Annotated in this window: 9 protein-coding genes; 4 read left to right on the top strand and 5 right to left on the bottom strand. The window is 65.5% G+C overall.

Going from position 1 to position 13879, the window contains the following annotated elements; translation table 11 throughout:
• The first annotated feature begins 164 nt into the window (after positions 1-164).
• The 3 genes from glpK (at position 165) to AB7535_RS31840 (ending at position 5028) form a co-directional block, all read left to right on the top strand.
• Positions 165-1670: a glycerol kinase GlpK gene (glpK, locus tag AB7535_RS31850; RefSeq protein WP_231143888.1), complete on the top strand. Its 1506-nt coding sequence runs from the start codon at positions 165-167 to the stop codon at positions 1668-1670.
• 122 nt (positions 1671-1792) lie between these two features.
• Positions 1793-4240, top strand: a complete 2448-nt coding sequence (locus tag AB7535_RS31845) for a penicillin acylase family protein (RefSeq protein ID WP_231143889.1) — start codon at positions 1793-1795, stop codon at positions 4238-4240.
• A gap of 194 nt (positions 4241-4434) precedes the next feature.
• Positions 4435-5028, top strand: coding sequence for a GNAT family N-acetyltransferase (locus AB7535_RS31840; protein ID WP_208068791.1), 594 nt, complete (start codon positions 4435-4437; stop codon positions 5026-5028).
• Positions 5029-5045: 17 nt separating this feature from the next.
• Here the strand turns inward: AB7535_RS31840 and AB7535_RS31835 are convergent, their stop codons facing one another.
• Positions 5046-6200, bottom strand: a complete 1155-nt coding sequence (locus AB7535_RS31835; protein WP_166078364.1) for a BBP7 family outer membrane beta-barrel protein — start codon at positions 6198-6200, stop codon at positions 5046-5048.
• A 192-nt stretch (positions 6201-6392) separates the two neighbouring features.
• On the opposite strand from AB7535_RS31835, the gene AB7535_RS31830 reads away from it, so the two are divergent.
• Positions 6393-7022, top strand: coding sequence for a glutathione S-transferase family protein (locus AB7535_RS31830; RefSeq protein ID WP_208068795.1), 630 nt, complete (start codon positions 6393-6395; stop codon positions 7020-7022).
• Positions 7023-7034: 12 nt separating this feature from the next.
• Here the strand turns inward: AB7535_RS31830 and AB7535_RS31825 are convergent, their stop codons facing one another.
• From AB7535_RS31825 to metF, 4 genes are all read right to left on the bottom strand, one after another.
• Positions 7035-7727 carry a hypothetical protein gene (locus AB7535_RS31825; RefSeq protein WP_225048376.1) on the bottom strand — a complete coding sequence of 231 codons (693 nt, stop codon included), beginning with the start codon at positions 7725-7727 and terminating at the stop codon, positions 7035-7037.
• 56 nt (positions 7728-7783) lie between these two features.
• On the bottom strand, positions 7784-7915 hold the full coding sequence (locus AB7535_RS31820) for a hypothetical protein (RefSeq protein ID WP_256478428.1): 132 nt from the start codon (positions 7913-7915) through the stop codon (positions 7784-7786).
• A gap of 778 nt (positions 7916-8693) precedes the next feature.
• Entirely contained in the window at positions 8694-12542 is a 3849-nt protein-coding gene (gene metH / locus AB7535_RS31815) for a methionine synthase (protein ID WP_231143890.1), read from the bottom strand.
• Between the two features lie 7 nt (positions 12543-12549).
• On the bottom strand, positions 12550-13491 hold the full coding sequence (gene metF, locus AB7535_RS31810; RefSeq protein ID WP_231143891.1) for a methylenetetrahydrofolate reductase [NAD(P)H]: 942 nt from the start codon (positions 13489-13491) through the stop codon (positions 12550-12552).
• Positions 13492-13879: the final 388 nt, after the last annotated feature.

The following is a 13879-nucleotide window of genomic DNA, read 5'->3' as shown; positions in this document are numbered from 1 at the left end:
GCTGAAGCATACCCCTCATCCGGCGCTTCGCGCCACCTTCTCCCGCTAGGGGAGAAGGAAGGGGAGCCGCGCGCGTTGATCCAACCTTGACCTTCCCGCCCTAATCCGCTCCCTTTGACGCGACACAATGACCCCCTCTCAGGGAAACGCCAGGGTAAGCTCCCATGTCTTTCGTCCTCGCCATCGACCAGGGCACCACCTCGTCGCGCGCCATCGTTTTTCGCAGTGACATCTCGATCGCCGCCCGCGCGCAGCAGGAGTTTCCGCAGCATTTTCCGGCCTCGGGCTGGGTCGAGCACGAGCCGGAGGACATCTGGACCTCGACCGTGATGGTCTGCCGCGACGCGATCGAGCAGGCCGGCATCGGGCCTAAGGACATCGCCGCGATCGGCATCACCAACCAGCGCGAGACCACCGTGGTGTGGGACCGCGCCACCGGCCAGGCCGTGCACCGCGCCATCGTCTGGCAGGACCGTCGCACCGCCGACATCTGCGCGAAACTGAAGCACGACGGCCGCGAGCCCGTGATCTCGCAAAAGACCGGCCTGATCATCGATCCCTATTTCTCCGGCACTAAGGTCGCGTGGATCCTCGACCACGTCCCCGGCGCACGGGCGCGTGCCGCGCGCGGCGAGCTGATGTTCGGCACGGTCGATTGCTATCTGCTCTGGCGCCTCACCGGCGGCAAGGTGCACGCCACTGATGCCACCAACGCCTCGCGCACGCTGCTGTTCAACATCCACACCGGCCAGTGGGACGACGAGCTCTTGGAGATCATCGGCGTGCCGCGCTCAATGCTGCCCGAGGTGAAGGATTCTTCCGCCCGCTTCGGCGAGAGCACGCCGGACCTGTTCGGCGGCGCGATCGCGATCTCAGGCATTGCCGGCGACCAGCAGGCCGCGACCATCGGCCAGGCCTGCTTCCGCCCGGGCATGATGAAGTCGACCTACGGCACCGGCTGTTTTGCCCTGCTCAACACCGGGACTACGCCGGTGGTGTCGAAGAACAAGCTGCTCACCACCGTCGCCTATCAGCTCGAGGGAAAGCGCACCTACGCGCTCGAAGGCTCGATCTTCGTCGCCGGCTCGGCGGTGCAGTGGCTGCGCGACGGCCTCGGCATCATCAAGCACGCCGCCGAGACCGGCCCGCTCGCTGATCAGTCCGATTCCATGCAGAGCGTCTATCTGGTCCCGGCCTTCGTCGGCATGGGGGCGCCCTACTGGAATCCGCGCGTGCGCGGCGCGCTGTTCGGCCTCACCCGCAACACCGGCCCGGCTGAGCTCGCGCACGCCGCGCTGGAGAGCGTGTGTTACCAGACCTTCGACCTCTGGGCCGCGATGCGCGCGGACTGGCCGAGCTCGGAAGTCGCGAGCGTCGTGCTGCGCGTCGACGGCGGCATGACCGCCTCCGACTGGACCATGCAGCGCCTCGCCGATCTCTTGGACGCACCGGTCGATCGCCCCGTGATCCAGGAGACCACGGCGTTGGGCGCCGCCTATCTCGCCGGCCTTCAGGCGGGCGTCTATCCCGAGCCGACGAAGTTCGCCGACAATTGGCGGCTCGAGCACCGCTTCAAGCCGAACATGAGCCAGGCGACGCGCGAGCGGAAGCTCGCCGGCTGGGCGCGCGCGGTGAAGGGCGTGCTCGCGAGCGACGAGGGAGAGGGATAGGCGGATGTCGTAGCCCGGATGGAGCGAAGCGCAATCCGGGGTTTTCTCCACGAGTAAGATTCCCGGATTACGCTTCGCTCCATCCGGGCTACGGACTAAAATAACAACAACGGGAGAAGACAATGAACACGGATCTCAACCGGGTCATCCAAAAACTCTGCGGCGCAGCGATCTGCGCCGCGCTGCTGACCTCGACAGCCATCGCGCGCGACAAGCCGAATCCGCTCGGAAGCGCGCGGCAGCTCAAGACCGATGTCGCCGGCCTCGACGCTCCCGCCCAGATCCTGGTCGACGTCTGGGGCATCCCGCATATCTATGCCGGCAACGAGCACGACCTGTTCTTCCTGCAAGGCTTCAACGCCGCGCGCGACCGGCTCTGGCAGATTGATCTCTGGCGCAAGCGCGGCCTCGGCCTGCTCGCAAAGGATTTCGGCCCGGCCTATGCCGAGCAGGACAAGGCGCTGCGGCTGTTCCTTTATCGCGGCGACATGAACGCGGAGTGGGCGGCCTACGGTCCCAAGGCGAAGACCTATGCGGACGCGTTCGTCGCCGGCGTCAATGCCTATGTCGCCGATGTGCGCGCGGGAAAACGTCCGCTGCCGATCGAGTTCAGGATTGCCGGCACGATGCCTGATCCGTGGACGGCGGATGACGTCGTCCGCATTCGCAGCCACGGTCTGACGCGCAATGTCGCCTCCGAGGTCAAGCGCTCGCTGGTCGCCTGCGCCGCAGGCCTCGATGCCGATCGTTTCCGCGTCAAGCTCGAACCGGCATGGACCACGAAAGTCCCCGATGGTCTCGACCCCTGCAGCGTGCCGAAGGCCGTGCTCGCGGCTTACGATCTCGCGACGCGCCCGGTGGCCTTCGCGGCACCGAAGGACAAGCAGGCCGCACTCGCCCACGATCCCGACAAATACCTCACCGAGGCCGACCAGCAGCGCGACACCATCGGCTCCAACAATTGGGTGATCGCGGCCTCGCGCACCGCGACGGGCCGCCCGATCCTCGCCAACGATCCGCATCGCGAGCACAGCGTGCCCTCGCTGCGCTACATCGTCGGCCTCAATGCGCCCGGCCTCTCGGTGATCGGCGCCGGCGAGCCGGCGCTGCCCGGCATCTCGATCGGCCACAACGGCACCATTGCCTTCGGCCTCACCATCTTCAACGTCGACCAGGAAGACCTTTACGTCTACGAGCTCAATCCGCAAAACCCCAACCAGTACCGCTACGGCAATGGCTGGGAAGACATGCGCATCCTGCACGAGAAAGAGCAGGTGAAAGGCGAGGCCGATCGCGACGTCGAGCTGAAATTCACCCGCCACGGCCCCGTCATCTTCGTCGACGACGCGAACAAACGCGCCTTCGCGGTCCGCTCGATCTGGTTCGAGCCCGGTACCTCGGCCTATTTCGGCTCGTCCGACTACATGACCGCGAAGGACTGGAACGGCTTCCTCACCGCCATGCGCCGCTGGGGCGCGCCGTCGGAGAACCAGGTCTATGCCGACACCCGCGGCAATATCGGCTGGGTCGCCGCCGGCAAGACGCCGCGGCGCGCCAACTTCGACGGCCTGATGCCGGTGCCCGGCGACGGCCGCTACGAGTGGCAGGGCTTTCTCTCGCTCGACGAATTGCCGAAAGCCTATCAGCCCAAGCAGGGCTTTCTCGCCACCGCCAACCAGATGAACCTGCCGGCCGATTACCCGATCGCCGAACGCAAGGTCGGCTTCGAATGGTCCGACAGCGCGCGCTGGCAGCGCATCACCGAGGTGCTCTCGGCCAACAGCAAGGTGACGCTCGCCGACGCCATGGATTTGCAGAACGACGACACCGCGATGCTGGGGCGGCGCCTCGTCAAGCTGTTGCAGCCGCTCACCTCCGACGATCCCAATGTGAAGAAGGGTCTCGAGCTGCTCAAGCCATGGGACGCGCGCGATGCCGCCGACAGCGCGGCGGCTGCCGTGTTCGAGGTCTGGATCGCCAATCATCTTGGGCCGGTGCTGCTGAAGACCACGGCGCCCAAGGCCGCCGATCTGATCGCGCCGGAGGCGTCGAGCATTTCGGCGCTCGTCGCCTATCTGGAATCTCCTGATGCGTCATTCGGCGCCGACCCCGCTGCCGCGCGCGACCAGATCCTGCGCGACAGCGTCGGCGCCGCGGTGGCCGACGTCACGGGCAAGCTCGGGCCGGATGCCTCGACCTGGCGCTGGGGCCGGCTGCATGTCGCGAAGTTCGACCATGCCTTGATGCCGCTCGCCGACAAGGCCACCGCCGCGCAGCTCTCGGTCGGCCCGCTCGCCTATGGCGGTGCCGCCAACGTGCCGCGCGCGGCCACCTACCGCCGCGCCGACTACCAGCTGTTCGCCGGCGCATCGTTCCGCATGGTGCTCGACGTCGGCAATTGGGATGCGAGCCGCACCATCAACACGCCCGGCCAATCCGGCGATCCCTTCAGCGCCCATTACCGCGACCTCGCCCCGCTCTGGGCCACGGGCCAATACGTCCCGCTGCTCTACAGCCGCCCGGCCGTCGAAGCCGCGACCGCGGAAGCGATCATCTTGACGCCGCGATGAGCGACTTGTTGGCTGGAGAGTGCCGGAAGAGCGCGGCCTGCATGGTTCGAGACGCCCGCTTAGGTGGGCTCCTCACCATGAGGGTCTGATATCCCGCCGCGAAACGCGGCCTCATCCTGTGGGCCCGCCGTAAGCGGGCGTCTCGAAAGATGGGCCGCAAGCGAGCTGTTCGCCATGTCTTTCCGAGAGGCCCCATGATCATCCCCGACGGCTATTCCGACATCCCCGCCGGCAAGATCGCCGCGGTCGTCACCCATCTGGAGATGACCGCACCTCCCGCGCGCCGCGACGATCCTCCAGGCGCGTGGTCCTTGCGCAAGGTCGACGCGCCCGCGCTTCATTGGTATCGCGACCTCCATCGCCGTGTCGGCGAGGAGTGGCTGTGGTTCTCGCGTGCGCGCCTGAATGATGCGGAGCTCGCCGCGATCATCCACGCGCCGGGCATCGAGGTCCATGCCCTGGTCGTGGACGGCCGCGACGAAGGCCTGCTGGAGCTGGATTTCCGCGAGGCCAGCCAGTGCGAGCTGGTCTATTTCGGCGTCACCGCCGGATTGATCGGCACGGGCGCCGCGCGCTTCCTGATGAACCGCGCGCTGGAGACTGCCTGGTCGCGCGAGCTACGCCGCGTCTGGGTGCACACCTGCACCTTTGATCATCCGTCCGCCGTTGCGTTCTATCAGCGCTCGGGATTTCGTGCGTTCCGTCGCCAGATCGAGGTGGCCGATGATCCGCGCCTCGATGGAACGGCATCGCCGACGGCGGCGAGGCATGTGCCGATCATTGAGTAATGCCGGGCTACGCGCCCTCAATAATTATACCGCACGCCAAAGCTGAACCCCTGCGCAAGCAGGTTCGTCGTGTTGAGCACCGGCCCGGGCCGGTTCGGCCCGCCGCCGGCCGGCGGTGGCGTGAGGTTCGGATTGACGGTGGTGTCGATCAGCCCGCCGGCGCGCTGTACGCCGGTCCAGTACATCACGTCGTAGCCGGCGATCAGCCGCCAGCCGGGCGCAACCTGATATCCCGCCTTCAACGACAGCTCCGGCACCACGGCGAAGCGGGTCTGGTCGTAATGGCCTATATTGCTCGACAGCGCGAGGAAGCCGCCCGGGGCCGTCGTGGTGACGCCGGCCACGGTCGAGGCGGTCGAGCCCGAAATGTCGGCGCTGTTGAGATTGGCGCCGAGCGCCACCTTGCCGCGCCACTCCAGCGACCACGGGCCATTGCGCCAGTCGCCGGTGAGGCCGAGATCGAGGCCGTGGAAATTGCTCGACGCCTTGAAATTGTCGGTGGGGCTGAAGGTGCCGAAGGCAAGAATGGTCGCAGTATTGGAGATCGTCAGCGTGTCGGTCGACCGCAGATAGCGATAGCCAACCAGCGCGCTGACGCGCTGTCCGCTCCACGCGCCGAGATCCCAGCGATAGAGCGCGCCGGCGCCGAGCAGGCGCGAGGTTTCGCTCGCGCTGGCACCGCCGGTGGCCAGCCCCGGAAATCCCGCGATCAGCGCGTCGGGAAATCCCGTCAGCGCATTGGTGAAGGGCCGTGCCAGGATCGGATTGGCATTGGTGTCGGTCGCAAATCCGGTCGAGAGATTCTCCAGCCCGAAGAACGAGGCTTCGATGCCGCGGCTGCGCTGCGGATCGAACCAGTAGCCGGCGGTGATGCGCCCGCCCGAACGCCAGTCGTTGTTCACACTGGAATTGCCGAACAGCACGGTCGTCGTGGGCTGGCCGAGCACGCCGACAGCTCCCAGCGGCGTGCCGACCGGGCTCGTGGTCACCAGCGCCGGCAGCTTGTCGCCCGTCACGCTCCAGGCAAGGTAGTCGGCCTCGGCCCAGAACGGATTGAAGTCGGCAGGTTTGGGCGGCGCCTTCATCGGCAGATCGGCTGCTGACGTGACGTCGGGCACGATCGCCGTAAGAGCTAGGCCGACCGCTGCCGCTCTCAATGCCCGCCGATGCATTTGGCTTCCCTCTGGGTCCGCGGAATGAACCATGCGACAATTTGTTCGGCAAGCTGGAGTTGAGGCGGTGCCGAGACGAAAATGTGTAGCTGTTGCCGTTGGGCACCGTTCGCTCGCTGTGTCGTTCGATAATAGCCTTCTGAAGATGAATGGCCGGCTTCGAGCCCCGGCCCTGACTAGTGAGCGAGAACCATGTTCCTGATTGGCCAATACGATTCTCCCTTCGTCCGCCGTGTCGCGATCGCGCTGCGGCTCTACGGCCTCGCCTTTGAGCACCGGCCCTGGTCCACCTTCGGCGACGCCGACAAGATCGCGCCGTACAATCCGCTGCGGCGCGTGCCGACGCTGGTGCTCGACGATGGCGAGGCGCTGATCGAGAGCACGATCATCCTCGATTATCTCGATGAGCTCGTCGGGCCGGAGAAGGCGATGCTGCCGCGCGGCGGCGCCGAGCGACGAAAGCATTTGCGCATCTGCGCACTCGCCTCCGGTCTCGGCGACAAGGCGGTGAGCCTGCTCTATGAGCGCGTGCTGCGGAAGGAGCAGCTTGCGTTGTGGGTCGAGCGCTGCCAGGCGCAGATCGCCGACGTGCTGAAGGTGCTCGAAGCCGAACGCGCCGGGGTGACGACGCCGTATTGGCTGGCCGGCCGGATCGGCCACGCCGACATTGCGGTTGCCTGCGTCGTGCGCTTCACCCGTGAAGCGCATCCGCTTCTGTTCGAGCCATCGCGCTATCCGGCGCTGTCGGCACACGCCGAACGCTGCGAGGCGCTGGCGCCGTTCAAGGAGATCGTGCAGCCGCTGGCCCCGCCGAAGGGGTGAAAGCGCGGCGTCCTATCGCCTGTTGCAGGGCTTGATCTCACCCGCCGCGGACTTCAGGACGATCGGATTCGGCGACAGTCTTATGCCGAAGAACAATTGAGAGCCGGACACCTTGTCGTCCGATCCCTGGTGGGCGTCCAGCTCGAGCTTCGCCGCGATCTCGGATGTCAGCTTGGCCCGCTCCTCCATCGAAATCGTGTTGTGATATTTGATCTCGTAGACGACGTCGGCTTCCAGCACGGACCGCGTCTGGCAGACGACTCCGCCGCTCGAAAGGTTCAGGGCGATCGCGTCCTCGCATTCGGCCTTCAGCAATGCATTGCGGGTCGATATCAGCGACTCGTCGGAAATCAGGAGAATGTTGGCGTTCTCGAGCTTGAGGTGAATTGAATCAACTTGCTGCATTCCGGCGACCGCCGACAGCTTGTCCCTGACCTGCGCGGACACGTCGAGATTCTTCTCGAGCGACTGCTTCAGGTCCCGGTCCACCGTCGGTGATTTCCGGATCTTGTCGGCCAGCAGCGCGGGGTCGATATCGCAGGTCGGATGCAGCTCCAGCCGGCCATTGCTCAGATATTCGATCGTGTTGATGGTGCCGGGGCCGCCGAACGTGCTCGGCGGCACCACCTCGAAATATCCGGTCTCGGAGAGGATGGCCGTGATCGTCTGTTTCTTTCGCGGGAATCCGACCCAGGCTGCAACCATCACCAGACCGATCGCGACAAAGACGAGGCTACCAAGCCAAAGCCATTTGCGACTTGCTACTTTCGCGGGCAGCACAACTGGTTTCGTTCGCCGCATGGCACGTAGCCTTTCGGACAGTCAGCCGCGGCAATCGTGGGCAGCACGACAAGGGCGATCGCGGCGACGAACAGTGCAATGAACTGGTTCATATGCTCGATCCCAAGCAAACCATCGGTTTGAAGGTAGTAGACCGATAGAGTATCGAATCAAGGTTGAGCGGACAAGTGAACGAGTTCACACCGCCCGGTTCCTGCGCGAAATTGCCGGTGAGCCGAATTCCGGACCGCGACTCGTCCTGGTGGTGTGTCAGAAAGGAGCAGGCCGCTCTTTGCGTCGCGCACTGCCGGTTGTTGCGAGGCGCAGGCGCCGTCCAGGGAGATCGTGCAGCCGCCGGCGCCGCCGAAGGAGCGAGGTCTCTACCCTCCCCTGGAGGGGGAGGGTCGTTCGCGCGAAGCGCGAGCGGGGGGGGGGGGCGGGGGGGGGGGGGGGGGGGGGGCGGGGGGGGGGGGGGGGGGGGGGGGCCGGCCCGGGCTGGCGGGCCCCCGCCGGGCGCGCGCGTGGTGGGTGGTACACCCCCCCGGGGGGGGGGGGGTGGGGCGTCGCCCCCCCGGGGGGGGGGGGGGGGCCCACCTCTCAACACGGGTAGTGTTCAACGCGGAGAGACCGTCACGCCACCTCGGTCCGCATTCCGCTTCGCTGCATGCGAACCGATCCTCGCCCTCCAGGGGAGGATGGGGACCGCACGTGTGGCAACCATCGGCACGGCAGGCGATGATGGAATATTACCGGTGTTTTGCCCGACGGAGCAAGCCGTTTCGGCAAGACCGAAATTCCTCAAGACTTTCAACCCCACCTCTACTGTGCATGGGGTTGTTTTTCACTTTTTAGTCTTGGGAAGCGAAGGCGGGCTCGGAAGCGAAGGCGGGCCTACCCCGCCCCCGCGCGCTTCTTCTGCCAGACGAGATGCACCGCGCAGGTGCAGCCGGGCGGATGCGAGGCGAGGTCCTTCGACGTCTCGTCGTTCGCGGGTGTCGCCGCGAACGCCTTGTCGGTCTGCTGCGACGGGATGTAGTTCAGCACCGGCGCGAGCCAGCGCTCGGTTTCCGCCACCGTCATTCCCTTGCGTGCGGCATAGTCCTCGACCTGGTCGCGCTCGATCTTGCCGACGCCGAAATAATAGCTCTCGGGGTTCGCGAAATAGAGCCCGGACACGGAAGAGCCCGGCCACATCGCAAAGCTCTCGGTCAGCTTCACGCCGGCAGTCGCTTCCGCATCGAGCAGTTCGAACAGCGTCGCCTTCTCGGTGTGATCGGGCTGCGCGGGATAGCCGGGGGCGGGGCGGATGCCTTGGTATTTCTCCAGGATCAGATCGTCGCAGGAGAGCGCCTCGTCCGGCGCGTAGGCCCAGAACTCGCGGCGCACGCGGGCGTGCATGCGTTCCGCAAAGGCCTCGGCGAGGCGGTCGGCCAGCGCCTTGCACAGGATCGAGGAGTAGTCGTCATTGGCCATCTTGAAGCGGTCGGCGACCACGTCTTCGCCGATGCCGGCCGTGACGACGAAGCCGCCGACATAATCGGGGACGCCGGCGGGCGCGACGAAGTCGGCGAGCGCGGCGTTGAACCGGCCCTCGCGCTTCTCGAGCTGCTGGCGCAGCGTGTGCAGCGTCGCGATCTGCTTGGTCCGGCTTTCGTCGGCATAGAGCACGATGTCGTCGCCCTGCGCATTCGCCGGCCAGAAGCCGACGGTGGCGCGCGCCCGGAACCATTTTTCCCTGACGATCAGGTCGAGCATTTTCCGCGCATCCTCATAGAGCGAGCGCGCGACCTCGCCGACCTTGGAATCGTCGAGGATGGCGGGGAAGCGGCCTGCGAGCTCCCAGGTCTGGAAGAACGGCGTCCAGTCGATATAGGGCACGAGCTCGGCGAGATCGTATTCGTCAAAGCTGCGGGTGCCGAGGAAGGTCGGCTTCACCGGCTTGTTCTTGGCAAAGTCGACCGGCACGCGGTTGGCGCGCGCGGCCGCGAGCTTCAGGCGCTTCTTGTCGGCCTGCGCGCGCAGATGCGCGTCCGAGATTTTGGCGTATTCGGCGCGCACCTCGGCGGCGTAGGCCTCGCGCTTCTCAGGGCTCAGCAGCGAGGAGGCGACGCCGACGGCGCGGCTGGCGTCATTCACATGCACGACGGGACCGGCGCGATAGCTCGGGTCGATCTTGACCGCCGTGTGCACGCGGCTCGTGGTGGCGCCGCCGATCAAGAGCGGCAGCTTCAAACCTTCGCGCTGCAATTCGCCGGCGAAGAACGCCATCTCGTCGAGCGAGGGCGTGATCAGGCCTGATAGCCCGACGATGTCGGCCTTCTCCGCCTTCACCGTCTCGACGATTTTTGCGGCCGGCACCATCACGCCGAGGTCGATGACCTCGAAATTGTTGCACTGGAGCACGATGCCGACGATGTTCTTGCCGATGTCGTGGACGTCGCCCTTGACGGTCGCGAGCACGATCTTGCCGGCGGACGAGGAGCCTTCGGTGCCGATGCCGTTGGCGAGGTTGCGCGCCTTCTCTTCCTCCATGAACGGCATCAGCCACGCCACGGCCTGCTTCATCACGCGCGCGGACTTCACCACCTGCGGCAGGAACATCTTGCCATCGCCGAAGAGGTCGCCGACCACGTTCATGCCGGCCATCAGCGGTCCCTCGATCACGTCGAGCGGACGCTTGGATGCCTTACGGGCCTCCTCGGTGTCCAATTCGATGAACTCGGTGATCCCATGCACCAGCGAATGCGACAGCCGCTTCGCCACCGGCCATTCGCGCCAGGCGAGGTCGGCTTCCTTGGTCTGAGTCTTGTTGCCGCGGAATTTTTCGGCGAGTGCCAGCAGGCGCTCGGACGCGCCGGGGTCGCGATTGAGGATGACGTCCTCGCACACCTGGCGCAGCTCGGCATCGATGTCGTCATAGACGATCATCTGTCCGGCATTGACGATGCCCATGTCCATGCCCGCCTTGATGGCGTGATACAGGAACACCGAATGCATCGCCTCGCGCACCGGCTCGTTGCCGCGGAACGAGAACGACAGATTGGAGACGCCGCCGGAAATATGCGCGTGCGGCAGGTTCTGGCGGATCCAGCGCGTCGCTTCGATGAAGTCGACGCCGTAATTGTTGTGCTCCTCGATGCCGGTCGCGATCGCGAAAATATTCGGATCGAAGATGATGTCTTCCGGCGGGAAGCCGACGCGGTCCACCAGGATGTCGTAGGCGCGCTTGCAGATCTCGGTCTTGCGCGCGAACGTATCGGCCTGGCCGACCTCGTCGAACGCCATCACCACCACGGCTGCGCCATGGCGCCGGGCGATCTTCGCCTCGTGAATGAACTTTTCTTCGCCTTCCTTCATCGAGATCGAGTTGACGACCGGCTTGCCCTGCACGCATTTCAGGCCGGCCTCGATCACCGAGAATTTCGAGGAATCGACCATCACGGGGACGCGGGCGATGTCGGGCTCGGCGGCGACGAGGTTGAGGAAGGTCACCATCGCGGCTTCCGAGTCCAGAAGTCCTTCGTCCATGTTGACGTCGATGATCTGCGCACCGTTCTCGACCTGGTCGCGGGCGACCTGCAGCGCGGCGGTGTAGTCGCCGGCCGTGATCAGCTTGCGGAAGCGGGCGGAGCCGGTGACGTTGGTGCGCTCGCCGACGTTCACGAACGGGATGGCGTCCGTCAGGATGAACGGCTCGAGGCCGGAGAGCCTTAAGCGAGGTTCGATTTCCGGCACGATGCGGGGCTTGTGCGGGGCGACGGCCGCCGCGATCGCCGCGATATGGTCCGGCGTGGTGCCGCAGCAGCCGCCGACGATGTTGACGAGGCCATCGCGCGCAAACTCGCCGACCAGGCGCGCCATGTATTCCGGGGTCTCGTCGTACTGGCCGAATTCGTTGGGCAGGCCGGCGTTCGGATAGGCACACACCAGCGTGTCGGCGACGCGGCCGATATCGGCGATATGCGCGCGCAGATCTTCCGCGCCGAGCGCGCAGTTGAAGCCGATGGTGACGGGTTTTGCGTGTCGCACCGAATTCCAGAACGCTTCCGGCATCTGGCCCGACAACAGGCGGCCGGATTTGTCGGTGATGGTGCCCGACACCATCACGGGCACGTCGATGCCGCGCTCTTCGGTGATTTCGGCGATCGCATAGAGCGCCGCCTTGGCGTTCAGCGTGTCGAAGATGGTCTCGACCAGCAGCAGATCGACACCGCCGTCGAGCATGCCGTTGATCTGCTCGCCATAGGATTTGCGCAAATCGTCGAACGTGACGGCCCGGTAGCCGGGATTGGAAACGTCGGGCGAGATCGAGGCGGTGCGGTTGGTCGGGCCGATGGCACCGGCAACGAAGCGCGGCTTGCCGTCCTCGGCCTCGACGCGACGAGCGGCATTGCCGGCGAGGCGGGCGCCTTCGCGCGCCATCTCGTAGACGATGTCGGTGAGGTCGTAATCGGCCTGCGCGATCGAGGTCGTCGAGAAGGTGTTGGTCGCGACGATGTCGGCGCCGGCGCGCAAATAGGCGGCGTGGATGTCCTCGATCGCCTGCGGCTGGGTCAGGATCAACAGATCGTTGTTGCCGCGGAGGTCGCGATGGAAATCCTTGAAGCGCTCGCCGCGGAAGGCGGCCTCGTCGAACTGCAGGTTCTGGATCATCGTGCCCATGGCGCCGTCGAGCACGAGGATGCGCTCGCGCGCGGCAGTGAGCAGGGCAGTTCGCTTGGGAGAGGTGGATACGGTCATTGTCTTCTTACGCCGCCTTCTGCGCGCTCTTGGCGCGGATGCCGAGCAAATGGCTGATCGCGAACACGAGATCGGCGCGGTTCATGGTGTAGAAATGGAAGGTGTCGACGCCGCGCTTCGCCAGCTTCTGCACCTGGCCGGCCGCAATCGTCGCGGCCACCAGCTTGCGGGTCTCGGCGTCGTCGTCGAGGCCGTCGAATTTCTCTGCCAGCCAATCCGGCACGGAGGTGCCGGCGCGGGTGACGAAATTGCGGGCCTGCTTGAAATTGTGCATGGGCATGATGCCGGGCACGATCGGGATGTCGATGCCTCGGGCACGGACGCGGTCGAGATAGCGGAAGTAGAGGTCGTTATCGAAGAACACCTGGGTGATCGCGCGCGTCGCACCCGCATCGACCTTGGCCTTCAGCGTGTCGATGTCGGCGTCGAAGTCGCGCGCTTCAGGGTGCTTCTCGGGATAGGCGGACACGGATACTTCGATGTCGCTGTGCCGCTTCTTGATGCCCGCAACGAGGTCAGCAGAACTCTGGTAGCCGTCGGGATGGCTGGAATAGGGCGTGCCGATGCCGCCGGCGGGATCGCCGCGCAGGCCGACGATGTGGCGGACGCCGACCTCGTGATAGCGGTCGACGATCTCGTCGATCTCCCCGCGCGAGGCGCCGACGCAGGTCAAATGCGCGGCCGGCAGCAGCGCGGTTTCCCTGAGGATGCGGGTGATGGTCGAATGGGTGCGCTCGCGGGTCGAGCCGCCGGCCCCGTAGGTCACGGACACGAATTTCGGGTCGAGCGGGGCGAGCCGGTTGATGGTCTCCCAGAGATTGCGCTCCATCTCCTCCGTCTTGGGCGGAAAGAACTCGAAGGAGATCGCAGGCCGCTTCGAGGAGAGGTGCCCGTTTTGGAGGTGGCCGTCTTGCCCTTCGGCTCGGGCAGGCGTCGTCAGATCAGTCATGGCACCACTCACTCCAGGGGCTCGTCCGGCTTTCGGTGGCCGGCAGTCAGGTCTCGATTGGATGTGGGCAAGATAAGCCAAAGCGGTCGCACTCGACAGCCCATCGGTGATGGGAAGTGGCCCACTTTCACCGGTAAAGGTGGAAATATTGAACGGATGAGGGTGTGAGTGGGAAGTGCGTAGATACGAAAAAATGTTATATAAATCAACAAATTGCAACGGTTTTGGCGGCAGGCAGGAGCAAATAAGGGGTGTGGGCAGTTTGAAGATGCTGTTGCCGCGACAAATCTTGTCCCATCGCCTCAACTGGCGCTGCCGTGCGGGCTCGCTGCCTGCACACGCCAGACCTGCGCAGTCTGCCCATTGCCGCCGCGCCGGCCTTCACTAC

Source organism: Bradyrhizobium sp. 956_D2_N1_4, assembly GCF_052076025.1.
GTDB classification, from domain to species: Bacteria; Pseudomonadota; Alphaproteobacteria; order Rhizobiales; family Xanthobacteraceae; genus Bradyrhizobium; species Bradyrhizobium barranii.
The sequence above is the reverse complement of the archived record's forward strand: the minus strand, read 5'-3'. Positions and strand labels throughout refer to the sequence as shown.